Genomic DNA, 24,827 nt, shown 5'->3' on the forward strand with positions numbered 1-24,827 from the left:
CCGGAAAAAAACACTGATCAAGAAACAACGGAGGTAATGGATTTGTTTAAAAGACTGATTCCATTATTACTCGCATTTACGTTAATGCTGGGACTGGGCGCCTACTGGCTGCTCTATTTCACCGGCAACAACACTGAATACGCAAAGGGACACCGCTATCTGGTAACCATCAAACCGGGGATGACGACAGCGGATATTGCCGACTTGCTGCATAAAAAACATCTGGTGAAGACCCCGGAAGCCTTCCGTATGGAAGCGCGGCTGCGGGGGCTGGCCGGCAAGCTGGAAGCCGGCCGCTATGAGATCATCGGCGGCATGTCCAACAGCGAGATCGTCAGCATCCTCTCCAAAGGGCAGACCTACAGCGTGAAGTTCACGGTGCCGGAAGGCTTCAACGTGGTGAAGACGGGCCGGAAGCTGGAAGCGGAAGGCCTGGGGGATGCCCGGAAATTTGAGGAGGCGGCCCGGAACTACACGCCCTATCCCTACATGGAGACCAAAAACCCGGACGTCATCTTCAAAGCAGAAGGGTTTATCTTCCCGACAACGTACCAATTGGACCCGGATATGTCAGAAAAGGAAATCCTGGAGCTGATGGTCCGGACCTTCAATGCAGAAATGAACCGGGAAAATATCCCGGCGCTGGCCAAAGAAAAAAACATGGACCTTCGTGACCTTGTCAACCTGGCCGCCATGGTGGAACTGGAAGCCGTGTTCCCCGAAGAACAGGCCCGCATTGCCGGTGTCTTCCTGAAACGGCTGCATATCTATATGCCCATCCAGTCGGATACCACCATCCAGTACCTGCTGGGAACGCAGAAAGAAGAAGTGACCATCGCGGACACCAAAATCAAAAGTTCGTATAACACCTATCAGAACCCCGGATTGCCTCCGGGGCCTATCGCCTCGCCGGGCATGGACGCCATCAAGGCCTGCCTAAACCCGGAAGCGACGGAGTACCTGTATTTTGTAGCGGAAAAAGACGGGCATCACCGTTTTACCAAAACCTATCAGGAACACCTGAAGGCCATCGAAGAGATCCACCGGGACGACAACAAGTAATGCCAATCATAGCGGACCCGCGTGAATACAAAGGAGCATTATGAGAAAACTGGTAAAGCCTGAACTGCTGGCCCCGGCTGGGAATATGGAGAAACTGCGTATGGCCCTGCTGTACGGCGCCGACGCGGTCTATTTAGGCGGCAAACTGTTTGGCCTGCGCGCGTTTGCCAGCAATTTTTCCCGGGAAGAGATGGAAGAAGCCATCCGGTTTGCCCACAGCCTGCAGAAAAAGGTTTATGTCACCGTCAACATTTTTGCCCATAACGAAGACATCGGTGCCCTGCCGGACTACCTGCGCAGCCTCGAAGCGGCCGGGGCGGACGCCCTGCTGATCTCCGACCTGGGAGTCTGGTCCGTGGCGAAACAGGCCGTGCCCCATATGCCGCTGCATGTGAGCACCCAGGCCAATACCACCAACTGGGCTGCCGTAAAAGCTTGGGAAGCCCTGGGAGCGAACCGGGTGGTCCTGGCCCGGGAGCTGTCACTGACCGAAATGCAGGAGATCGGCAGCCGGACGGAGGCTGAACTGGAAGCCTTCGTGCACGGAGCCATGTGCATTTCCTATTCGGGACGGTGCTGGCTCAGCAGCTACCTGACCGGCCGGGACGGGAACCGGGGCGCCTGTGCCCAGGTCTGCCGCTGGGAATTCAGCCTGACGGAGAAGAACCGGCCCGGCGAGAGCTATGACGTGGCCGGGGATGAACGGGGCACCTACATCATGAACTCCAGAGACCTCTGCCTGATGGCGTATCTGCCGGACCTGATGAAAGCAGGTATCTGCAGCTTCAAGATCGAAGGCCGGATGAAGAGCGCCCACTATGTGGCCAGCGTGGCCAGCGTGTACCGGCGGGCGATCGACGCCTGCTGGCAGGCCCCGGAACACTACAGGGTCCGTCAGGAATGGATCGACGAACTGGAAAAAGTGTCCCACCGGCCCTATACCACCGGTTTCGCGCTGGGAAAACCCGATGCGGACGCGCAGGCCTGCGCTTCTTCTGCCTACCTGCAGACCCATGAGTTTGTGGGCCTGGTCCGTGACTGGCAGCCGCACCGCCTCACCGTGGAACAGCGCAACCATATGAAAGCGGGGGAGACGCTGGAGGTGTTCCGCCCGGACGGAAGCCTGGGCACCCTGGTGCTGCAGGACATGCGCGACGAAGAAGGCAATCCCATCTCGGCCGCGCCCCATCCGCAGATGGTCTTCACCTGCAAAGCGGAGGAAGGGATTCCCGTGAACGCCATCCTGCGCCGCCGGATGCCAGACTGAGCTCCGGCTCCTGAATGTACATACGGGAACCATCCGCGCATGTACGAAGGACCCGGGATCCGCGCAGTGTAAAGGCTGAGTAAATTTATATTGTCATAATAACCGGTTATATGATAGAATTATTTGACATAGATTGCAGTAAAAGAAGGTATAAAACGTTATGGAACGAATCGGCAGGATTTTTAAGTTCATGAAACAACATGGCCTGGAGTGCATGGCGGTGAAAGACGTCTCTGCGATCCGGTACCTTACCGGGTTTACGGGCGACTCCAGCCTGCTCTACGCGGACGACCGGGTCGCCGTGCTGGTCACGGACGGCCGCTATACCGAGCAGGCCAAAGCCGAACTCAAGTACTGCCGGGTGATGGAATACAAGGCGGAGCATAACAACAGCATCTGGGAAGGGATTGCGCAGCTGGCGGGCAGCCATGCGAAGATCGGCTTTGACGGCGATGCTTACTCCTACGAAGAATACAGGACGTTGCGGAGCCTGCTGCCGGAAACCACCGAGATGGTCAGCGTGGACCTGCGGGGCCTGCGTATGGTGAAGGACGAGCGGGAACTGGAAAGCTTATGGCAGGCCCACAAGATCGCAGACGGCGCCTTCGAACAGCTGCTGAAAGAGATCAAAGCCGGCATGACGGAAAAGGAACTGGCCGCCCGTCTGGAGTATTACATGCGCAGCCTCGGTTCGGAAGGAGTATCCTTCGACACCATCGTGGCTTCGGGCCATCGCAGCGCACTGCCCCACGGGGCGCCTACCGATAAAGCCATTGAAGTAGGGGACTTTGTCACCTTCGACTTCGGCGCGCTGTACAACGGGTACCATTCGGACACCACCCGCACAGTAGTGATGGGCATGGCAAACTCCTGGCACCGGGAAATTTATACCGTGGTCCAGGAAGCCCAGTACCGGGGCATCAAAGCCGCCCGGCCGGGCATCACCGGGAAAGAACTGGACGCAGAGATCCGGGACTATATCGAATCCCGGGGCTACGGGAAATACTTTACTCACGGACTTGGACACGGCGTCGGCCTGGAGATCCATGAGCTGCCCAACATCAACAGCCGGGGCGACACCGTCCTGGAAGAAGGTATGGTCTTCAGCATCGAACCCGGCATCTACATCCAGGGCCGGGGCGGCGTGCGGATCGAGGACACCGTGGTGCTGACCCGGGAAGGAGCCCGCAGCCTGACCTCCCTGAAGAAAACCTTGACGGAAATCGTTTAAAACGATAAGATAAAGAGACGCTGATTTATCAGCATTACCTCAGGTATTGATTTTTAATAAACATAGAATTTATCAGAAACACAGGAGGATGTATCTATGGTATCTACCAACGAATTTAAAACCGGTCTGACTGTCACCATCGACAATGACCCCTGGCAGGTTGTGGAATTCCAGCATGTAAAACCGGGCAAGGGCGCTGCCTTTGTACGGGCGAAGATGCGCAACCTGGCAACGGGCGCCGTCGTAGAGCGCACCTTTAACGCCGGCGAACGCATGCCGAAGGCCAACATTGACCGCCGTGTCATGCAGTATCTGTATGAAAGTGACGGCAGCTTTGTATTCATGGACAACGATACATATGAACAGACGGAACTGACCAAAGAACAGATCGGAAACGGCATGAACTTCCTGAAAGAGAACATGGACGTGAAGGTTATTTCCTACGAAAACCGCATCCTGGGCGTAGAACTGCCGAACACCGTGGAACTGGTCGTTGTGAAGACCGACCCCGGCATCCGCGGCGATACCGCGACCGGCGGAAGCAAACCGGCCACCATGGACACCGGCTATGTAGTTAAGGTGCCCCTGTTCATCAACGAAGGCGACCATCTGCTGATCGACACCCGCAGCGGCGATTACATCCAGCGTGCATAACAGGTGAGGCTGCGTTGGCTACTCCGGCGCGCGTAATATATGCGGCTGCGTCGATCACAACCGGCGGGCCGGACGCGTGGAGCGGCAGCGCGGAAGCGGCGTTACAGCGGATTGCAGACCACCGTCGAAACACATAAGAAAAAACGAAAGGACTTCTGCATAAGAGGTCCTTTTTTTGTTTTATTTTTATGCGGGATATGGTATAATAATACATAGTCTGAAAATGGGGAACCATTGCATTTTTGGACACTTCTGGTTTTTAATTTCAATGATACGGCAGGGAGGTACAGATGGCGGAAAAAGAGAGCAGCAAATATCCGGACCAGCCTGCAACGAATTCTGCGGCCGCCGCGGAAGCGGAGGAAGAAGAACTGGGTTATATTGAACTGGCAGACGATGTGATCGCCATCGTGGCCAGCCTGGCTGCCCTGGATGTTCCGGGTGTGGTCAGCATGAGCACGGGCTTCCGGGAAGAGATCAGCAACTTTCTGGGGAAAAAGAGCCTGTCCAAGGGCGTACGGGTCAAAGTGACGGGGCACAGCTGCCGGATCGCCGTATACGTTACGGTGGAATACGGCTGCAACATCCCGGAAGTGGCCATGAGGCTGCAGAAAAAAGTGAAAAGCGCCGTAGACGAAATGACGGAATACACGGCAGAACTTGTGGATGTGCATATCGAAGGCGTAAAGCGCAGGGAAAAGAGCGAGCTGGAGATCAGCTTCAGCAATCCGGAGGAAAATCGCAACAACAGTATCTTTTAAAAGACACAGTATCTTTGAACAGGACCGCGGGTCCGGAATATAAGGAGTGAAGTGTATGGGAATAACGGATCGAATCATATTGACGATATATACCATTCTGATGGCGGCCTTCGCGGTGACGCTGATCCTGATCACCGTGGGGGTGCTACCCGTCGGTTTTCTGATGTCGGTGATCTCCGAGCTGCCGGGGAACTGGGAATTCGCGGCAGGGGGCGCGGTCATCTTCCTGATCAGCGTGCGGCTGCTGCTGGCCGGCATCGGCCTTTTGGGTGACTCCGGATCGCTGGACCTGGCGGATACCGATTCGGGTAAGACCATCGTTTCCAAACGGGCGCTGGAAGATTATATCGGTGACATCGCCCAGGAGGTCTATGGCATTTACGGGGTGAAGGTGGCGGTGGAAATGGAAGACAAGACCACCATCAACGCCCGCATCAAAGGTTCTCTGGAGCCCGGCGTCAACGTGTTTGAAGTTACGGAAGAAGTCAAGGACAACGTGAAAGAGACCATCAAAAAAGTGGTGGGGCTGGACGTAAAGAACATAGAACTGTATTTTAAGAAGATCAAGAGCGACAGCAAGGAAAAGGGCTGATAAAGAGGAGGGACAGCGATGTTTAAAGACATATTCACAGACATCTGGCTTAATTATCGCGGCCGCTTCTTATGCTCACTGACCGGGGTGCTCATCGCTTCATTGTTTCTCACCGTCGGTTTCTGGCGGACGCTGTTTCTGCTGCTCTTTGCCGGCGGGGGCTTCTTCATCGGCTACAAAATCGACAAAAAAGAAGACCTGGTGGAGTGGCTCGACCGGCTGCTGCCCCCGGGCTATCATAAGTAAACAGGCGGCCGTATAAGGACGGCTGCGGAAAAGTCAGCGCAGCCGGGTAAAAAACGGCTGCGGGAATGAAAAAGCAGCCATGGAAGAGAGGCTGCCGGAACGGAAGCGCAGCCACGGAAAAGAGGCTGCGGGAACAAAACGGAGGATACTTGTATATGATTCGCAGAGTTGCCAGGGAAATGGTATTGCAGAGCCTGTTCCAGATGGATTATACCCAGGCTGAGCCGGCCGAGGCGCTGGCCATCGCGCTGGAAGTCCAGCAGGATGAAGAAAACAGGGAAGAGGCCGCCAAAGCGGTACAGTATGCGGAAAAAGTACTGAAAGGCACCGCAGAGAAACTGCCGGAGATCGATGCGCTGATCGGTAAATACGCCATCAACTGGGACGTAAAACGGATGCCCGGCATCGACCGCAATATTCTGCGCATGGCCATCTATGAAATGCGTTTTGCCGACGAAAAGCTGCCGGTGACCGTGGCTGTCAATGAAGCGGTGGAACTGGCCAAACGCTTCGGCTCGGATAAATCGGCCCGCTTTATCAACGGCGTATTAGGCAAGCTGATGCGGACGGAACAATGACAGAAGAAGTTTACCTTGGTATCGATACCAGTTGTTATACCACCTCGCTGTTCTTCATGGACCGGCAGGGGAACAAAGCCGCGGAAGCCCGGCGCATCCTGAAGGTGAAGCCCGGCGGCTGCGGCCTTCAGCAGTCGGAAATGCTCTACCAGCATATCCGGAACCTGCCGGAGCTGATGGAAGAGGCTGCGCAGGGACATACGTTTTCTGTGCTTGGCATCGGCGTTTCCGCCCGTCCCCGTCCCCGGGAAGACTCCTACATGCCGGCCTTTCTGGCCGGGCTCGGCTTTGCCCGGTCGCTGGCCGCCCTGTACGGGATCCCCTTATGGCAGATCAGCCATCAGGAGAACCATCTGGAGGCAGCGCGCTGGTCTGCACACGGTCCCGCTGCGGACCGCTTTCTGTTTCTGCATGCCTCAGGAGGAACGACAGACCTGCTGCTGGCGGAAAAGCAGATCACCGGCCCGGCACCGGCCACCGGCGGGGAACCGCTGCCGGAAGCGAAGGACGCGATGCCTGTTAAAGGGATGAAGCCGGTTTCCGGTTATCACCTGACAGAAATCGGCGGCAGCCTGGATCTGCATGCCGGGCAGTTCGTAGACCGGGTGGGGGTGGCGTTAGGGCTGCCGTTCCCGGCAGGACCGGCACTGGAACAGGTGGCGGCGCAACATACAGAGATCCCGGAGATCCCGGTCTCGGTACATAAAACCAACGTGAGTCTTTCCGGCCCCTGCACCTGGGTGCTGCGGGCTATAGAAAAGGCAAAACAGGGCGCTGCAGATCCGGCAACCGTTGTAGCGCAGGTAACGACTGCAGATCAGGTAACGACTGCAGCAAAGGTAACAGCTGCAGCTCCGACACAGGCTGTTGCCCCGGAAGCCGTGGCACCTCCGGTCATTGCACCGGCGTTATGCAACCTGGCGGCCGGCGTGCAGTGGGGCCTGGCCGAGACCTTTGTCCGCATGATCCGGAACGGAGCGGCGGAGTATCATGTACAGGATGTGATCCTGGCGGGAGGCGTTTGCGCCAACCGCTGGATCCGTACCCATATCGAAGAAAAACTGGCCAGACGGCGGATCCGCGTCTGGATGCCGGAGAACCGCTACAGCGGCGACAACGCCTCCGGCTGCGCGGCGTACGCACGACGGCAGGGAGAACAACATGGCTGAAGTCCATACCTATACCGTCACGGAAATGAACCGCCTCATCAGGAATCTGGTGGAAGGCAGCGGGCAGGTGGCCCATGTGCAGGTCCGTGGCGAGATCAGCAACTTCAAACGGTACCCTTCCGGACACTGCTACTTTTCCTTAAAAGACGCAGGCGGTGTGCTGAAGTGCGTCATGTTCCAGCGCCAGGCCCGGCAGCTGCTGAAATACCCTGCCAACGGGGAGACCGTAGTGGCCGTCGGCCGCATCGGCATCTATGAACGCGACGGGGTGTACCAGCTCTACACGGATCTGCTGATCCCGGAAGGGACCGGCAGCCTGATGCAGGCCTTTGAACAGCTGAAGAACAAACTGGCGGCGGAAGGCCTGTTTGACGAAGACCGGAAAAAACCGCTGCCGGAACACCCCCGCACCATAGGCATCATCACCTCCCCGGCGGGGGCGGCGGTGCGCGACGTGATCAAAGTCGCCCGGCGCAGGGACGCCGGCGTGAAACTGCTGCTGTACCCGGTACTGGTGCAGGGCAAAGGCGCGGCGGGGGACATCGCCCACGCCATCCGCTTTATGAACCGGCACCGGCTGGCCGACGTGCTCATCGTGGGCCGGGGCGGTGGCTCCATGGAAGACCTGTGGGCCTTCAACGAAGAAATCACCGTACGGGCGGTAGCGGCTTCCGATATCCCCGTCGTCTCCGCGGTAGGTCACGAAACGGACTTTACCTTATGCGACTTTGCGGCGGATATACGGGCGGCCACGCCATCCCACGCAGCGGAACTGGCGGTGAAAGACACCCGGGAGCTGCGCAGGCAGGTGCTGGAACGGCAGCAGCGGCTGGGAAACGCCATATACCGCATGCTGCAGCAGCATACCGTGACCCTGGAACGGCTCCGGAAAAGCCGCATGCTGCAGGATCCTTTCCGCCTCACAGAGCGGGCGGAAGAACGGCTGGACCGGGCCCTCATAAAGCTGAAGCAGACATTGCCCCGGCGGCTGGAAAACCGGGAACTGCGCCTGCTGCAGGCCATGAAAGCGCTGCAGCATCCCGAACGGTTGCTGACGGAGCCGGAAAACAGGCTGCAACAGGCTATGAAAGCACTGCAGCACCCCGAACGGCTGTTAACAGAACCGGAACAGCGCGTGGCGGCGGCCATGAAAGCACTGGATAAACAGAAAACACTCTGGGAACCTTATGAAACCAGATATCAATATACACGGACCCGGTTTACGGCGATGGCGGACAAGCTGACGGGCAGTCGGGAACAGAAGCTGGCGTTGCTGATAAACCACCTGGACGCGGTGAGCCCCCTGAAAATTCTGGGGAGAGGCTACTCTTTCACCCGTAACGAAAAAGGTACGATCGTGAAATCCGTACAGGACGTACACTGGGGCGAAGAGCTTCGCACCCGGCTGCGGGACGGGGAGATCTGTTCCGTCGTTCAGCAAATCGAAAGTAAACCAACGTGATGGAAATACAGAAAGGCGGGAAGAACATGGCAGCGAAAAAGACGCCGAAGAACATAAAATTTGAAGAAGCACTGGCAGAACTGGAAGCCGTGGTAGACCGGCTGGAAAGCGGCGAATTGCCGCTGGAAGAGGCCATTGAAGAATTCCAGAAGGGTACGGAGCTGAGCAAAATCTGTCTGGAAAAGCTGAACAAGGCCAAGGCTGCCGTGCAGAAACTGGCAGTGAGCCCCGTGGATGACGAGGACTATCACATGGAAGAGTTTGAAGAACCGGAAGAAGAGGAGTAAATTACATGGATTTCAAACAGTATTATGACAGCCGTAAAAAGCTGGTGAATAACTTTTTGGAAAAACGCATGGAAAAACGGGGCATCTCCAACGTGGACGATGCCATGAAATACAGCCTGCTGGCCGGGGGAAAACGGCTGCGCCCGATCCTCCTGATGGCTACCGCCGAAGCGGTGGGGGCCAACGGCTATGACTACCTGCCTGCGGCCTGCGGGCTGGAGATGATCCACACCTATTCCCTGATCCACGACGACCTGCCATGCATGGATAACGACGATTACCGCCGGGGCCGCCTCACCAACCACAAGGTGTTCGGGGAAGCCATGGCGGTGCTGGCCGGGGACGGACTGTTGACCCTGGCCTTTGAAGTGATGCTGGAGCAGCGCAACGTCAAACCCTCCACCCTGGTGGAATTCGTGCATGAGACCGCCATGTGTGCCGGCAACTTCGGCATGGTAGGGGGACAGGCCCTGGACCTGGACGCGGAGAACCGGCAGATCAGCGCCAAAGAGCTGAAGACCCTCCACGAAGGCAAGACCGGCGCCATGTTCATCGCAGCGGTGCGGGGCGGCGCCCATCTGGCGGGAGCCACCGACGAACAGCTGCTGGCCCTGACTCGGTTCGCGGAACGGATCGGCCTGGCCTTCCAGATCGAAGACGATATCCTGGACGTGACCAGCACGGCGGAAGAACTAGGCAAACCCATCGGCAGCGACGAAAAGAACCACAAGTCGACCTATGTCAGCTTATACGGACTGGAAACGGCCCGGAAGATGGCAGACGAAACCACGGCGGAAGCCCTGGCCTGTCTGGACATCTTCGGGGAAAAGGCGGAACCCCTGCGGGAGATCGCAAAAATGATGTGCCACCGCAAAAACTGATTTCCCGTCACGATGAAACGCATCATACGAAACTGTAACGGAAAGGCTGAACGCAATGTCTGAAGATAAAATTCTGGACAGAGTCAACAGTCCTCTGGACCTGAAAACTCTCACACCGGAAGAAATGAACCGGCTGGCGGCGGAGATCCGGCAGCTGCTCATTGACGTGGTGTCCAAAAACGGCGGTCACCTGGCCCCCAACCTGGGGGTGGTGGAGCTGACGCTGGCGCTGCACCGGGTCTTTGACTCCCCGAAAGACAAATTTATCTTTGATGTAGGACACCAGGCCTATATCCATAAAATCCTCACCGGCCGCAAAGGGGCATTTCCCACGCTGCGGCAGTATAAAGGGCTGTCCGGCTTCCCCAAACGGCAGGAAAGCGAACACGACGCCTTCGGGGTGGGGCATTCCTCCACGTCCCTGTCGGCGGCGGACGGGATGGCGGCTGCCCGGGACCTGAAAGGGGAAAACTACCACGTGGTGGCTGTCATCGGTGACGGTGCCATGACCGGCGGCATGTCGTTCGAAGCCCTGAACCATATCGGGGACACCGGACGCCGCCTGATCATCATCCTGAACGACAACGAGATGTCCATCTCCAAAAACGTGGGGGCCATGTCCCAGTACCTGTACCAGCTGCGGACCGGGGAGACCTACAACAAACTGAAACACAACCTGGAAAACTGGCTGGGGGGCATGGAACACGGCGGCGACGTGCTGGAAGCCATCGACCGGGTGAAGACCGGGGTGAAGTACCTGGTGGCGCCCGAATCGATCTTCGAGCATCTGGGCATCAAATACTTCGGCCCGGTGGACGGCCATAACATCGAAGCGCTGCTGCCCCTGCTGACGGCGGCCAAACGGGAAGAAGGCCCTGTGCTGATCCATGTGGTCACCAAAAAAGGCAAAGGTTACGCCCCCGCGGAAGAGCGGCCCAACGAATTCCACGGTACCGGACCCTTCGAAATCGCCACGGGGAAGAAGATCACCAAACCCGGGGCGCCCCCGTCCTATACCAGCGTGTTCGGCAAAACGCTGGTGGAACTGGCGGAACAGGACCAGTCCATCGTGGCCATCACGGCAGCCATGCCCGACGGCACCGGTACCAACCAGTTTGCCCAACGGTTCCCGGAACGCTTCTTCGACGTAGGCATCGCGGAACAGCACGCGGTGACCTTTGCGGCGGGGCTGGCCACGGAAGGCATCAAACCGGTGGCGGCCATTTACTCCACCTTCATGCAGCGGGCCTACGACCAGGTGCTGCACGACATCTGCATGCAGAACCTGCCGGTGAAGCTGTGCATGGACCGGGCCGGCCTGGTAGGGGACGACGGCTACACCCACCACGGGGTGTTTGACTTCGCCTACCTGATCCCCATGCCCAACATGGTCATCATGGCGCCCAAAGACGAAAACGAGCTGCGCCATATGCTGGCCACAGCGATTGCATATAACGACGGCCCCATCTCCCTGCGTTACCCCCGTGGCAGCGGCACCGGGGCGGACTGCAGCGAACCGCTGCACACCCTTCCCATCGGTAAGGCGGAGACCCTGCGGGAGGGCACGGACCTTTCAATCTGGGCCATCGGCAGCATGGTGGCGGAAGCGGAAAAGACGGCAGACCTGTTACAGGCGAAAGGCATACAGGCCGGCGTCGTGAACATGCGCTTTGCCAAACCGCTGGACGAAGCGTTATTACTGGAACACGCGAAACAGACCCGGCACATCGTCACCATGGAAGAAGGGGTGCTGCTGGGCGGCGTGGGCGAAACGGTGATGGAGACACTGAACCGCCACAACCTGCTGCAGACGACGGCGGTGCTGAACCTGGGCATACCGGATCAGTTCATCTCCCAGGGCGACCGGAAACTGCTGCTGCGTGACATCGGCCTGGCACCGGACCAGATGGCGGAGACAATCGCCAGCTGGCTGGAGAACGCGGAGTAAACAGCACGCGTGCCCGTTGCGGCACTACAACATAATCATCACGCCTGTCTGCGCCACAGCGCAGCGGTACAGGCCACAGGAACGGATACATGGAAAAACAGAAAAAGATACGCCTTGACACCTACTTAGTGGAAAAAGGCTTCTTCGAAAGCCGCGCCAGAGCCCAGGCCGCCATCATGGCAGGGCAGGTGCTGGCCGACGAACAGAAAATAGATAAACCCGGGACCACCGTCAGGGAAGGGGCGACGATCCGCCTGCTGGGGGACCAGCTGAAATACGTGAGCCGGGGCGGCCTGAAACTGGAAAAAGCCCTGCAGGTCTTCCCCATCAGCGTGGAAGGGAAAGTGATGGCAGACATCGGCGCCTCTACCGGCGGCTTTACGGACTGCGCCCTGCAGAACGGGGCGGCGAAAGTATACGCCGTGGACGTGGGCTACGGCCAGCTGGCCTGGAAACTGCGCAACGACCCCCGGGTGGTGAACATGGAACGGACCAACGCCCGCACCCTGGACGAACGCAGCCTGCCGGAACCCATCGGCGCGGCTTCCATCGACGTGGCCTTCATCTCGCTGGACAAAATTCTGCCGGCGGTGAAGAAACTGCTGGCGCCTGACGCCTTTGTCCTGGCGTTGGTAAAGCCCCAGTTCGAAGCGGGCCGGGAACACATCGGCAAAAAAGGTGTGGTGCGCGACCCGGAGGTACACAAAGACGTGATCCGCCGCGTCATTGCCGTGGCCAGGGCGGAAGGCTTCGGCATCGGCGGACTGGATTTTTCGCCGGTGAAAGGGCCGGAAGGGAACATCGAATATCTGCTGTACCTGACCACAGGCCCCGAAAACAATGTGAGCGACGCGGACGCGGACGACGTCGTGTCCCGTTCCCACGCGGCGCTGGACAAGTAACCGGCGCTGCAAAGAGAGACCCTGATAATTACGCGGCAGCCGAAACAGGCTGCTGAAGCACATAAAGGATGTAAGGATGGACAATATACGACTGGGAATCTTTCCCAACATGAGCATCGTCAAAGTGCGCGTACACTTTGAAGCGATCCTGGCCCTGTGCCGGAAATACAAAATCACGGTGGTGTTGCCGGAAGAGCTGGCGAATATGTATCACCTGGAGGCCTTCGAGGGCCGCAGCTCCCGGCTGACAGCCGCCGTTTCCCTGGGGGGTGACGGCACCTTCCTGCGCATGGCACGCGACATGGTGAAGATCAACGTGCCGGTCTTTGGCGTGAACTTCGGTCACCTGGGGTTTCTGGCGGAGATCGAATACGAAACACTGGAACAGGCCCTGCAGCTGCTGACGGATGGCCGGTATACCATTGAAAAACGCTGCCTGCTGGCGGCGCAGATCCTGGAGTCTGAACAAAAAGCGGAGCCGGACATGGAAGCGGAACGTAAACCGGCCCTTAATCTGACGCCGAAAAAACCGCTCCATACCGAGCTGGCCATCAATGAATTCGTGACGGCCCGCAGCAACCTGTCTACCACCAACCATATCGAACTGTACATCAACGGGAAGCCTTCCGGCCGCTACGCCGCGGACGGCCTCATCGTGGCCACTGCTACCGGTTCCACCGCCTATTCCATGTCGGCGGGGGGACCCCTGGTACAGCCGGGCATGGACGTGATGATCATCACACCCATCTGCGCCCACTCCCTGGCTACGCGGCCTCTGGTCATTCCGGCCACGGAAGAGGTGGATATCCGCCTGCTGCCCCGGAACACCAGCCCCATGGCCCTGTCTGCCGACGGGATCCCGGTGAGCGAGATCGGGCAGAAGGACGTGGTGCGCATCACCCGGCACCGTCACAGCCTGCGGCTGATGCGGCTGACGGATAAAAGCTACTATGAAACCTGGCAGGAAAAACTGATCCGGGATCTGTGACACTGACCGGCAGATAAGAAAACGAGGAGAAATGCCATGAAGAAGCAGGAACGACACCAGCTGATCCGAAACCTGGTGGAAACAAGAAACATCGAGACACAGGAAGATCTGGCCCGGGCGCTGCAGCAAAGCGGCTATCCGGTGACCCAGGCCACCGTGTCCCGGGATATCAAAGAACTGATGCTGGTCAAGGTCTCCGACCTGCGGGGCGGCTATCGCTACGCCTTCCCGAAAGAGCGCAGCCACATGATGTCCCCCGAGCAGCTGGAACAGCTGATCCGCAATTCCGTCATCTCCGTGCGCTCCGGCGGCAACCTGGTGGTGCTGCATACCCTGCCGGGCACCGCACAAGGGGTGGCCTACGCCATCGACAGCATGAAATGGGTGGGGGTCATGGGTACCGTGGCCGGCGACGACACCATCTTCGTGGCTGTGGAAGACGGAAACACCGCAGCGGACTTTGTAAACTATTTCAAATTCAGAGAATAAAAAAGGTTCCGTTTTCGGAACCGGAGCAGAACCGAAGCAGGAAACAGAACTGTTTCGGTTGTAACGAATGAATAAGGAAGATGATTCACGGTTATGCTGCAATCACTGCACGTGCATAATTTTGCCCTGATCGAAGACGCCCGGGTGGAGTTTGACCGGGGCTTCACGGTATTTACCGGGGAGACCGGCGCCGGCAAATCCATCCTCATCGACGCGTTCGGCATCGCCCTGGGGGGCCGGGCCGCCGCCGGCATGGTGCGCACCGGAGCCGACGCGTTCCAGGTGCAGGCAGTCTTTGATGTACAACATGAAAAAATAAACAGTCTGCTGCAGGAGCAGGGGATCGAAGCGGATGACTTCCTGTTTTTAAAACGCCGGGTGACCGCCGCGGGAAAAAGCCAGAGCAGCGTCAACGGCGTCCCTGTGCCTCTTGCGGTGCTGAAACGGTTCGGGGAGTTGCTGGTGGATATCCACGGGCAGCACGAAAACCAGCTGCTGCTGCAGCCCAAAGCGCCCCGGTTCTTTACGGACGCCTACGGAGGCGCCCGGGCCGAACAGGTGCTGGGGGCCTATCAGGCGCAGTATCGGAAATATGAAGAAGCCAGGGAAGCCCTGCAGAAGCTGGAGGAGCAGGGGGACCAGCGGGAGCGCCTGCTGGACCGGCTGGCCTGGGAGATCCGGGAGATCCGTGACGCCAACATCCGCGTGGGGGAAGAAGAGGCCCTGAAGGAAGAAGCCAGGCTGCTGCAGCACAGCGGAAAAATACGGAACGCCCTGCAGAACGCCTATGGGTTGCTGGACCGGGACAACGGCGCCTTAAGCCAGCTGGCGGAAATCCGGGAACAGATTGCCGCCGGGGCCCGTTACGACAACCGGTTGCAGGCTGTGTACGATGGCATCGACAGCGCCTGGATCGCGGCGGACGATGCCAGGGGCCAGCTGCAGGACTATGTGGAGAACCAGAACTTTGACCCGGCCCGGCAGACTGAAGTGCAGGACCGGCTGGACCTGCTGTACCGCCTCCAGCGCAAGTACGGCAACGGGGAAGAAGCGGTGCTGGCCTATCTGGAACAGGCAGAGACCCAGCAGGAACAACTGCTGGATCTGGACAACCGCATCGCCAAAGCGCAGCAGGAACTGGCGAAGATAAAAGCAGAACTGGCAGTGAAAGCGGATGCCCTGACCAGCCTGCGCAAACAAAATGCGGAAAAACTCTGCCGGGATGTGGAGACCCACATCCACGACCTGGCCATGCCGGACGGCAGGCTGCAGATCACCGTTACGGAAAAACCGGACTTTACGTTAGAAGGCAAAGACCAGATGGAACTGCTCTTCTCCGCCAATGCGGGGGAACCCCTGCAGCCCCTGTCTCGCGTAGCCTCCGGCGGCGAACTGAGCCGGCTGGCCCTGGCACTGAAGACGGTGCTCATCGGCGGCAGCGGCGTGGGGACTATGGTCTTTGACGAAATCGACACGGGGGTAGGGGGCGTCACCGCGCAGAAGATGGCGGAAAAGCTGGCGCTGATCGCCCGGCAGGGGCAGGTGATCTGCATCACCCACCTGGCCCAGATCGCGGCTTTCGGGGACCGGCATGTACGGATCGAAAAGAAAACGGAAGAGGGGCGCACCCGCACGGGCCTTACGGTGCTGGACCGGAAGGAACGCATACAGGAACTGGTGCGTATGACCGCCGGGGAACACACTACCAAAGCCGCGGCGGAAAGCGCTGCCGCCCTGATTAAGGCGGCAGAAGAATTTAAGAACAGCAATCAGCTGCTGTTCTGATTTCGGATGTAAAATCGGCTGTTTACGCAGCTTACTATACAATTCACAGTTTTTCAGGTAAACAGAAAGAGGAACGCCATGTTAAAAAAGTTCAGTGACCCCGCCCTGGACGAGGTCTTTATCAGCAGCAAGCCTGCCTTCGAGGGGCGGCTGCTCCATGTGCATGTAGACACGGTGCGCCTGCCTAACGGACGCACCACCACCCGGGAGATGGCGGATCACCAGGGGGCCATCGCTGTGGTACCTATCCTGCCCGACGGCAGCATCATCTTCGTGAAACAGTTCCGGTATCCCATGGGGACGGTCATGTATGAACTGCCCGCCGGTAAGATCGACCCGGGGGAAGACAGGGATGTCTGTGCGGTGCGGGAGCTGTCGGAAGAGACGGGGTACGAGGCGGATCATTGGCAGTATCTGGGTGCCATTGCCACTACGCCGGGTTTCACTAACGAGGTGATTTATCTGTATGCGGCTACGGAGCTGCACCGTCATGCGCAGCACACGGATGAAGATGAGTTCATAACGGTGGAAGCGATACCGCGGGAGAAGCTGTTATCCATGATTGAAGAAGGCCTTCTCTTTGACGGAAAATCGTTAGCAGCGTTGGGCATACTTTCTTTAAAAGGTATAATATAATATAGCCCCTGCGGGGGATTCTTCATAGCGCTTCGCTAACGCTTCGGGCGTGTCCCGCGTCGCGTTGTTATGTGTAAAGCATTGTTGCGTTATCTGTTCAACCTTCCTTAATGAACAGTTCCTCGCGCCCTGCGGGTGCACGCTCCGCTTATTCAGAATCCCCCGCAGGGGCATGTACTTCAGTATTAATTTTATGGAGAACATTATGAAACACTTACTTACTATTGCCGGAAGCGACAGCAGCGGCGGCGCCGGCATCCAGGCGGATTTAAAAACCTTTGCGGCCCACGGGGTGTTCGGCATGAGCGTGATTACGGCGGTCACCGCGCAAAACACCTGCGGGGTGACGGCGGTGCAGGATATTACGCCGGACATCATCACGGCGCAGATTGACGCCGTGTTCAGCGATATCCGGGTAGACGGCGTGAAAATCGGCATGGTTTCAAGGACGGAAAGCATCCATGCTATTGCAGAGGCGCTGAAAAAGTGGAAGCCGCCTGTGATCGTTGTGGATCCCGTTATGATCTCCAAGAGCGGGTACCCGTTGCTGCAGCCGGACGCCTGCGACGCATTAATCAACGAATTATTGCCCCTGGCCACGCTGCTTTCACCCAACCTGCCGGAAGCGGAAGCCATCTGCGGTTTTGCGATCAAAACCGAACAGGACATGGAGAAAGCGGCGGCGCATAGTATCAGCCTCGGTGCCAAAGCGGTTCTGGTGAAGGGCGGGCATCTGGAAGGTAGCAGGGCAGACGACTATCTGTACGACGGTAAGGAGGGAACCTGGCTGCCCGGCACACGCATCCAGACACAGCACACCCACGGTACCGGCTGTACGCTGTCCAGCGCGTTAGCTTCTAATCTGGCAAAGGGCATGGACCTGACAGAAGCCGTGAAGGCGGCCAAAGCCTATGTAACGACGGCTATCCAACACGGTATCGCTCTGGGGAAGGGCCACGGGCCCACCCATCATTTTGTTGAGCTATGGAAGAAAGCAGGAATGCAGGAATAGGGGACAATAAAGGCAGGGCGTTACGTATATTGACAAAAGAAAATATGGAATATATAATATTTCTAGAAAAAGAAAGATGTCACCGATGAACGGTTGGCCTAAGCAGTGCGGCCCGCTGTTTTCACAAACTAACGAGAGCAACCGGCTTTAGCGAGGGCGGTTGCTCTTCGTATTTATTAGCGCCATAAGAAGCGTAATGATAATTCCTGTGACTACCCAGTCGGTAGCCCGAACTGTCATTACGACATCAAGGCTTATTATAACACAAAGACAATCTAATGCAATATAAAAAAACTGCCGCGCATACTTGCACGGCAGTTTTGCTTTATTAGTTTTGTATTGCAGGGAACCTTTATAACGGCTTATTCCGCGGCTTTCTTTCTCTCTTCGATGATCTTTTCCGCCATCTTGGCCGGTACGTCTTCGTAATGGTCAAACTTCATTTCGAAGGTGCCCATGCCCTGGGTCAGCGCACGCAGGTCAACGGCGTATTCCATAATCTCCGCATAGGGAACCTGGGCTTCTACACGGCTGATGCCTTCTTCCACGCTCTGCATGCCGAGGATACGGCCGCGTTTGGAGTTCAGGTCGCCGATGACGTCGCCCATCATGCTCTCGGCGCAGAGAACATACAGGTTGTAGTAGGGTTCCATCAGTACCGGTTTGGCTTCTTCCATCGCTTTCTTAAAGGCGATGCTGGATGCGGTCTTGAAGGCCATTTCCGAAGAGTCTACCGGATGGTAGGAACCGTCTACCAGGGTGATGCGCACGTCCACAACCGGATAGTCGGCCAGGATGCCGTGCTGCATGCATTCCTGCATGCCTTTTTCAACCGCGGGAATGTACTGACGGGGTACCGCGCCGCCGAAGATCTTGTCTACGAATTCGAAACCGCTTCCCGGCGGCAGGGGTTCCATATCGATTACAACGTCGCCGTACTGGCCGTGGCCGCCGGACTGTTTCTTGTGTTTGCCCTGTACATGGGCTTTGCCGCGGATGGTCTCACGATATTCTACCTGGGGCGCACGCAGGTCGGCTTCCACACCGAATTTCCGTTTCATGCGTTCCATGATGATTTCGATGTGCTGGTCGCCCATACCGCTTACCAGCATTTCCTTGGTCACCGGGTTGCGGCTCATGATGATGGTGGGATCTTCGTCCATGAGGCGGGTCAGGGCGTTGGAGATCTTGTCTTCTTCACCTTTCTTCTTGGCAAAGATGGCCCGGGTGTACATGGGCAGCGGGAAGGCGATGGGTGCGAACAGCACCGGGTTGGCCTTGTCGCTGAGGGTATCGCCGGTTACGGTGAACTGTAATTTGGAGGTTACGCCGATGTCGCCGGCGGTGATCTCTTTCATGGCGATCTGGTTTTTGCCGCGCATAGTGAATACGTTGGCAATGCGTTCGTCTTTTTCACGGCTGGAGTTGTACACCACGCTGTCGGCTTTGATGGAGCCGGAGAAGACGCGGATGAAGCTCAGGCGGCCTACGAAGGGGTCAGAGGTGGTCTTGAACACCAGGGCGGCCATGGGGGCGCCGGCGTCACGGGTCACTTCTTCGCCGGTGGTTACGTCTTTTACTTTATAATCGTTCAGGATGGCCGGGTAGGTGTAGTCGATGATGGCATTCATGGTGCGGCCCAGGCCGATGTTCTTGGTAGCGCTGCAGCAGATCATGGGGAAGATGTGGGCCTGGCGGATGCCCATGATGAGGCACTTTTTGATCTCCTCGTCGGAGATGGTCTCGCCTTCCAGATAGCGCATCATGCAGTCGTCGTCGGCTTCCACAGCGGCTTCTACCATTTTTTCATGCATTTCTTCCGCATAGTCTTTCAGGTCGTCGGGGATTTCGATCTCGTCAGAACCGTTGCCGTTCTTGCGGTAGGCTTTCATCTTTACGCAGTCGATGACGCCTTCGAATTTATCTTCTTTGCCCAGCGGCAGTTCCAGGGGCAGTACTTTCTTGCCGAATTTATGGCGCAGGTTTTCCAGGATGCTGTCAAAGTCCGCGTTTTCACGGTCCATCTTGTTTACCAGGATGATGCGGGGCAGTCCGGCTTCTTCAGCCAGTTTCCAGCACTGTTCGGTACCAACCTGTACGCCTGCGGTGGCGTTGATGACGATCAGCGCGCTGTCTACGGCACGGAAGGCGCCTTTTACTTCGGCTACGAAGTCAGCGAAACCCGGGGTGTCGATGAAGTTGATTTTGCTGTCGCGCCATTCTACCGGCGCCAGGGTGGCGTTTACGGATACGCCGCGTTTGATTTCTTCCGGTTCATAGTCCGTGGTGGTGGCCCCATCCTCTACTTTGCACATACGGTCGATGGCGCCTGCGCGATAGAGCAGGGCTTCCGTAACGGATGTGGTTCCGGCCCCACCGTGACCTACAATGGCCACGTTTCTGATTTTGTCGCCTGTATAAGCTTTCATAAGTTAATCCCCCTTTGAGTTTAATTATGCATGCATATATTATACAATAAAATGTGGATTACGTAAACAACTTAATTCCCTGTAGCATTATTCCCACGATAGTGGTATAATATATTGTCTGCATTATCAGTTTTTTGTGACATGCAACTTCAATTATCATAAGCTTTACGACGTTTGCGTTACGACGATTGTGTTACGACTATTCTACTATTTTAATTCCGGGAGGGAATCATGGCGACGATTCAGGAAGCATGTGTACAGACATTGCGTTTTTTGGCGGCAGATGAAGTAGAGAAGGCGAAATCCGGGCATCCGGGCTTTCCATTGGGCACGGCGCCCCTGCTGTTTACGTTCTGGGATAAATTTATGCGGTACAACCCCGCGGACCCGAAGTGGTTCAACCGGGACCGCTTCGTGCTGTCCCCGGGCCATGGTTCGGCGCTGCTGTACGCCATGCTGCATCTGGCCGGTTACGATCTGAGTCTGGATGACCTGAAGAATTTCCGGCAGTGGGGCAGTAAGACCCCGGGCCATCCGGAATACGGCGTCACCCCCGGGGTGGACTTATCTACCGGCCCGCTGGGTCATGGCTTTGCCATGGGCGTAGGCCTGGCGCTGGCGGAAAGCATGCTGGCGGCCCGGTACAACAAGCCGGACTTTGCGGTGATCGATCACTATACTTACGGCCTGGTGTCTGACGGCGACCTGATGGAAGGCGTGGCTTCCGAAGCCGCTTCCCTGGCAGGCACCCTGGGTCTGGGCAAGCTGATCTACATGTATGACGACAACAAAATTACCATAGAAGGAAATACCTCCATCGCCTTTACGGAGGATGTGGAGACACGCTTCAAAGGCTACGGCTGGCAGGTGCTGCGGGTGGAAAGCTCCGAAGACCTGGCCGCGCTGGAAGCCGCGGTGAAGGAAGCCCAGGCCGATGCGGAACACCCCAGCCTGATCATCGTCCGGACCCATATCGGGTTCGGCAGCCCGAAACAGGACAGTCCTTCCTGCCACGGGGAACCTTTGGGTGCGGACGCGCTGAAGGCGACCAAAGAAGCGGCCGGCTGGGATCCGGAAGCCAGCTTCGTGGTACCGGAAGAAGTAAAAGCGCATTTCAATGATAAACTGGATGCCTGCGCCAAGGCGGAAGCCGACTGGAACGAGCTGTTGAAAGCCTACGGAGAAAAGTATCCGGAGGAAGTAGGGGCACTGTTAGCCTCCCTGTCCGGCAACCGGACCGTGGATCTGGCCGCACTGGAAGCGCTGTTTGAAGGAAAAGAGAGCGTGGCCACCCGGGCCGCCTCCGGCGATATTTTACAGAAGTTAGCGGAGATGATACCGGAGCTTACCGGCGGCAGCGCCGACCTGGGCCCCTCCAACAAGACGGTGATGAAGGCCTGTGGGTATTACAGCAAAGCAGAACCCAGCGGTCGCAACATCCACTTCGGCGTGCGGGAACACGCCATGGGCTGCGTGGTCAACGGCCTCGCGGTGCACGGGGGAATCCTTCCGTTCGGTGCCACGTTCCTGGTGTTCTCGGATTTCATGCGTCCCACCATCCGGATGGCGGCGCTGATGGAGATCCCGTCCCTGTTCGTATTTACCCACGACAGCATCGCGGTCGGGGAAGACGGGCCGACCCATCAGCCGATCGAGCAGGTGATGAGCCTGCGCATGATCCCCAACTCGGTGGTATGGAGACCTGCGGACGCGCTGGAAACGGCGGCTGCCTGGAAGTATGCGGTGGAGCATAAGACGGGCCCCGTATCCCTGTGCCTGAGCCGGCAGAACCTGCCGGTGCTGCATGAGCAGGCGGCAGCGGTGCATGAAGGCGCCCTGAAGGGCGGTTACGTGCTGAGCCCGGCGAAGGACATGGCTAAGGCGGTGATCATCGCCACCGGTTCGGAAGTGAAGGCTGCGCTGGATGCCCAGAAGCTGCTGGCGGAAGAGGGCCTTGATGTGGCTGTGGTAAGCATGCCGTCTGTGGAAGTGTTTGAGGAGCAGAGCGCGGCGTATAAGGAAAGCGTGCTGCCGAAGTATGTGCCGACGTTTGCCGTGGAAGCGGGTGTGACCCTGGGCTGGACGCGGTACACGGGCCGCGAAGACCGTGTGCTGGGCATCAATAAGTTTGGGGCTTCGGCGCCGGGGAATACCGTTATGCAGCGGTATGGCATGACGGGTGAAACGGTGGCAGCGATGGTGAAGGCAGCATTTTAATGAAACATTTTGATTTACGTTTATACCTCGTCACTGACGAGGCCTGCCTGCCGCCGGGCCGCAAGTTGTTTGATGCGGTGGAGGAGGCGCTGCAGGCGGGTGTGACGCTGGTGCAGTACCGGGAGAAGAACGGGCTGGGGAAGGTTATGCTGGAGAAAGCCCGGAGGCTCATCGCGCTGTGCCACCGTTATCATGTGCCGCTTATCGTGAATGACCGGCTTGACGTTGCGCTTTTATCCGGGGCGGATGGCGTGCATCTGGGGCAGGATGACATTCCGGTGGCGGAAGCGCGCCGCATGGCAGACCGTTTTTTGGCTGACTGTGCCGCGGTCTCTGACGAGACAAATGCGCCAACCGCGAAAACGGTTCCCAACCCGGCCCGTCACTTCATCATCGGGGCTACGGCTCACAATGTACAGGAAGCGCTGGCCGCGGAAGCGGCCGGGTCTGATTATTTAGGCTGCGGGGCTGTGTTTGCCACCGCTACCAAAAAGGATACGGTGCCTTTGGGGCTGGAAGGCCTGCGTGAAATCCGCAAAGCCGTGCACATTCCCATCGTTGGCATCGCCGGGGTTACAACGGAAAACTACCCGCAGGTGCTGGCCACTGGAGCGGATGGCATCGCTGTGGTCAGCGGCATATTGGCCGCTGAAAGTATTACTGAAGCAGTACACAGGTTTAAGTCTGATAAAGCGACATCTAATGAAAGTGCCCAACTCTTCAAACGTTGCCCAGTCTATCAGGCAGATATAAGTAACAAAGATAACGATTTGGAATATAAGCGTGTCCTCATCGTAGGCGCAGGGGAAGCGGGCAACATCATCCTGCGAGACCTGCGAAAGCAAGATCACCGGAAAGTGATTGGTTTTATCGACGACGATCCGCTCAAGCAGAATAAGGTTTTAAACGGTGTCCCGGTTCTGGGTACCCGCTATGATATCCACAACATCGTTAATAATAGAAAAATAGAAGAAATTATTATAGCTATTCCCTCTATGCATCATATAGAAATGAACAAGTTGGCTGAACTTTGCAACACTGCAAAACCTGACGTGACAGTCAAGATTATGCCCAGTTTCTTCACTACTGTAGATGAGGGCAGCATCAGTTACCAAACTCTTAGGCCACTCCAAATTGAAGACCTGCTGAACCGCGATTCCGTGAAGGTAGATATGGCTACCTTCGGCAAATATCTGGAAGATAAAACCGTACTGGTTACCGGTGCAGGCGGCAGTATCGGCAGCGAAATCTGCAGACAGGTGCTGTGGAGAAAACCTAGAAAGCTAATCTTGTTAGGTCGTGGGGAAGGCAGTATCTATGAGATTAACCGGGAGCTGCAGGATCAGGCCGTAAAAGGTCAGGTCATACCCTACATTATGAACATAACTAACAAGGAAGGCATGGACGAAACCTTCAGGAAATTTCGTCCTCAGATAGTGTTTCATGCGGCAGCCCACAAACATGTACCACTGATGGAATACCAACCTCGGGAAGCAGTACAGAACAATGTGGAAGGCTTTTTCTATACGGCAGATTCTGCAGGACGGTATGGGGTGGAACGATTTGTTCTTATCAGCACAGATAAAGCGGTGAACCCCACCAGCGTCATGGGGGCTACCAAACGATTGACGGAAAAGCTTTGCCAAATCTTAAATGAAAAACATCCCAAAACTAAATACATGGCAGTGCGCTTTGGCAACGTTTTGGGAAGTCGGGGCAGTGTGGTACCCTTGTTCAAAAAACAAATTGAAGATGGTGGTCCTGTTACTGTGACCCACCCGGAAATGACCCGGTATTTTATGACTATTCTGGAAGCCAGTCAACTGGTAATCGAATCCGGTTCCATGGGGAATGGCGGGGAAGTGTACGTATTGGATATGGGTAAGCCTGTCAAGATTGTAGACTTGGCGAAAAACATGATAAAACTCTCCGGTTTGGTACTGGACAAGGATATCAAGATTTGCTTTACCGGCCTTCGCCCGGGAGAGAAAATGTCTGAAGAACTTTTGACTGCAGAAGAAGGCACTGCAGTGACCAGTCATGCCAAAATCTGGAAAGCTACACTTTCTGAAGAAGATACAACATTGTTGAAGCAGCAGTTCGAAACTTTAATTACATTGAAAGACGCAGATGCAATTATTGCACAACTGCAGAAAATGATTCCAACTTATACGCCGAATCGAATTATTTAGGTTCTTGTTTGGATTCATACGAATGTAAAATCGTTATAG

The 24,827-nt window shown here is 56.8% G+C and carries 23 protein-coding genes; 22 read left to right on the forward strand and 1 reads right to left on the reverse strand.

What is annotated here, in order from left to right:
• Window positions 1-42: 42 nt before the first annotated feature.
• The 20 genes from mltG (at window position 43) to thiD (ending at window position 17,950) form a co-directional block, all read left to right on the forward strand.
• On the forward strand, window positions 43-1,062 hold the full coding sequence (mltG, locus tag ACZOWY_RS07505; RefSeq protein WP_484394774.1) for an endolytic transglycosylase MltG: 1,020 nt from the start codon (window positions 43-45) through the stop codon (window positions 1,060-1,062).
• A 40-nt stretch (window positions 1,063-1,102) separates the two neighbouring features.
• Window positions 1,103-2,329 carry a peptidase U32 family protein gene (locus ACZOWY_RS07510; RefSeq protein WP_484394777.1) on the forward strand — a complete coding sequence of 409 codons (1,227 nt, stop codon included), beginning with the start codon at window positions 1,103-1,105 and terminating at the stop codon, window positions 2,327-2,329.
• Between the two features lie 160 nt (window positions 2,330-2,489).
• Window positions 2,490-3,560, forward strand: coding sequence for a M24 family metallopeptidase (locus ACZOWY_RS07515; protein ID WP_484394781.1), 1,071 nt, complete (start codon window positions 2,490-2,492; stop codon window positions 3,558-3,560).
• Window positions 3,561-3,656: 96 nt separating this feature from the next.
• The gene (efp, locus tag ACZOWY_RS07520; protein WP_484394785.1) at window positions 3,657-4,214 is read left to right on the forward strand and encodes an elongation factor P; all 558 of its coding nucleotides are present in this window, start codon (window positions 3,657-3,659) and stop codon (window positions 4,212-4,214) included.
• A 14-nt stretch (window positions 4,215-4,228) separates the two neighbouring features.
• The gene (locus ACZOWY_RS07525; RefSeq protein ID WP_484394788.1) at window positions 4,229-4,351 is read left to right on the forward strand and encodes a hypothetical protein; all 123 of its coding nucleotides are present in this window, start codon (window positions 4,229-4,231) and stop codon (window positions 4,349-4,351) included.
• 153 nt (window positions 4,352-4,504) lie between these two features.
• Complete coding sequence (locus ACZOWY_RS07530; RefSeq protein ID WP_484394791.1) at window positions 4,505-4,975, forward strand: Asp23/Gls24 family envelope stress response protein; 471 nt, start codon at window positions 4,505-4,507, stop codon at window positions 4,973-4,975.
• A gap of 55 nt (window positions 4,976-5,030) precedes the next feature.
• Window positions 5,031-5,567, forward strand: coding sequence for an alkaline shock response membrane anchor protein AmaP (gene amaP / locus ACZOWY_RS07535; RefSeq protein ID WP_484394794.1), 537 nt, complete (start codon window positions 5,031-5,033; stop codon window positions 5,565-5,567).
• Window positions 5,568-5,585: 18 nt separating this feature from the next.
• Window positions 5,586-5,813 (forward strand): DUF2273 domain-containing protein, encoded by a 228-nt coding sequence (locus ACZOWY_RS07540; RefSeq protein WP_484394796.1) that lies wholly within the window; start codon window positions 5,586-5,588, stop codon window positions 5,811-5,813.
• Between the two features lie 155 nt (window positions 5,814-5,968).
• Window positions 5,969-6,391 carry a transcription antitermination factor NusB gene (gene nusB, locus ACZOWY_RS07545; RefSeq protein ID WP_484394799.1) on the forward strand — a complete coding sequence of 141 codons (423 nt, stop codon included), beginning with the start codon at window positions 5,969-5,971 and terminating at the stop codon, window positions 6,389-6,391.
• Window positions 6,388-7,560: a Kae1-like domain-containing protein gene (locus ACZOWY_RS07550; protein ID WP_484394801.1), complete on the forward strand. Its 1,173-nt coding sequence runs from the start codon at window positions 6,388-6,390 to the stop codon at window positions 7,558-7,560. The genes nusB and ACZOWY_RS07550 overlap by 4 nt, the downstream gene beginning before the upstream one ends.
• Window positions 7,553-9,022 (forward strand): exodeoxyribonuclease VII large subunit, encoded by a 1,470-nt coding sequence (xseA, locus tag ACZOWY_RS07555; RefSeq protein WP_484394803.1) that lies wholly within the window; start codon window positions 7,553-7,555, stop codon window positions 9,020-9,022. The genes ACZOWY_RS07550 and xseA overlap by 8 nt, the downstream gene beginning before the upstream one ends.
• On the forward strand, window positions 9,022-9,309 hold the full coding sequence (gene xseB, locus ACZOWY_RS07560; protein ID WP_484394806.1) for an exodeoxyribonuclease VII small subunit: 288 nt from the start codon (window positions 9,022-9,024) through the stop codon (window positions 9,307-9,309). The genes xseA and xseB overlap by 1 nt, the downstream gene beginning before the upstream one ends.
• A gap of 5 nt (window positions 9,310-9,314) precedes the next feature.
• Window positions 9,315-10,190 (forward strand): polyprenyl synthetase family protein, encoded by an 876-nt coding sequence (locus ACZOWY_RS07565; RefSeq protein WP_484394808.1) that lies wholly within the window; start codon window positions 9,315-9,317, stop codon window positions 10,188-10,190.
• A gap of 55 nt (window positions 10,191-10,245) precedes the next feature.
• The gene (gene dxs / locus ACZOWY_RS07570; protein ID WP_484394810.1) at window positions 10,246-12,138 is read left to right on the forward strand and encodes a 1-deoxy-D-xylulose-5-phosphate synthase; all 1,893 of its coding nucleotides are present in this window, start codon (window positions 10,246-10,248) and stop codon (window positions 12,136-12,138) included.
• 89 nt (window positions 12,139-12,227) lie between these two features.
• The gene (locus tag ACZOWY_RS07575) at window positions 12,228-13,040 is read left to right on the forward strand and encodes a TlyA family RNA methyltransferase (protein ID WP_484394813.1); all 813 of its coding nucleotides are present in this window, start codon (window positions 12,228-12,230) and stop codon (window positions 13,038-13,040) included.
• Window positions 13,041-13,116: 76 nt separating this feature from the next.
• Entirely contained in the window at window positions 13,117-14,028 is a 912-nt protein-coding gene (locus ACZOWY_RS07580) for an NAD(+)/NADH kinase (RefSeq protein WP_484394816.1), read from the forward strand.
• 36 nt (window positions 14,029-14,064) lie between these two features.
• A complete protein-coding gene (argR, locus tag ACZOWY_RS07585; protein ID WP_484394818.1) occupies window positions 14,065-14,517 on the forward strand; it encodes an arginine repressor in 453 nt (150 codons plus the stop codon).
• Between the two features lie 93 nt (window positions 14,518-14,610).
• Complete coding sequence (recN, locus tag ACZOWY_RS07590; RefSeq protein ID WP_484394819.1) at window positions 14,611-16,302, forward strand: DNA repair protein RecN; 1,692 nt, start codon at window positions 14,611-14,613, stop codon at window positions 16,300-16,302.
• Between the two features lie 78 nt (window positions 16,303-16,380).
• Window positions 16,381-16,938, forward strand: coding sequence for an NUDIX domain-containing protein (locus ACZOWY_RS07595; RefSeq protein WP_484394821.1), 558 nt, complete (start codon window positions 16,381-16,383; stop codon window positions 16,936-16,938).
• Between the two features lie 205 nt (window positions 16,939-17,143).
• Entirely contained in the window at window positions 17,144-17,950 is an 807-nt protein-coding gene (thiD, locus tag ACZOWY_RS07600) for a bifunctional hydroxymethylpyrimidine kinase/phosphomethylpyrimidine kinase (protein ID WP_484394823.1), read from the forward strand.
• Between the two features lie 362 nt (window positions 17,951-18,312).
• Here thiD and fusA read toward each other — a convergent pair whose 3' ends face one another.
• Window positions 18,313-20,379, reverse strand: a complete 2,067-nt coding sequence (gene fusA, locus ACZOWY_RS07605) for an elongation factor G (protein ID WP_484394825.1) — start codon at window positions 20,377-20,379, stop codon at window positions 18,313-18,315.
• Between the two features lie 231 nt (window positions 20,380-20,610).
• Here fusA and tkt point away from each other — a divergent pair, with 231 nt between their 5' ends.
• Complete coding sequence (gene tkt / locus ACZOWY_RS07610) at window positions 20,611-22,596, forward strand: transketolase (RefSeq protein WP_484394828.1); 1,986 nt, start codon at window positions 20,611-20,613, stop codon at window positions 22,594-22,596.
• Window positions 22,596-24,788, forward strand: coding sequence for a polysaccharide biosynthesis protein (locus tag ACZOWY_RS07615; RefSeq protein WP_484394832.1), 2,193 nt, complete (start codon window positions 22,596-22,598; stop codon window positions 24,786-24,788). The genes tkt and ACZOWY_RS07615 overlap by 1 nt, the downstream gene beginning before the upstream one ends.
• Window positions 24,789-24,827: the final 39 nt, after the last annotated feature.

The organism is Succiniclasticum sp. (assembly GCF_056977735.1).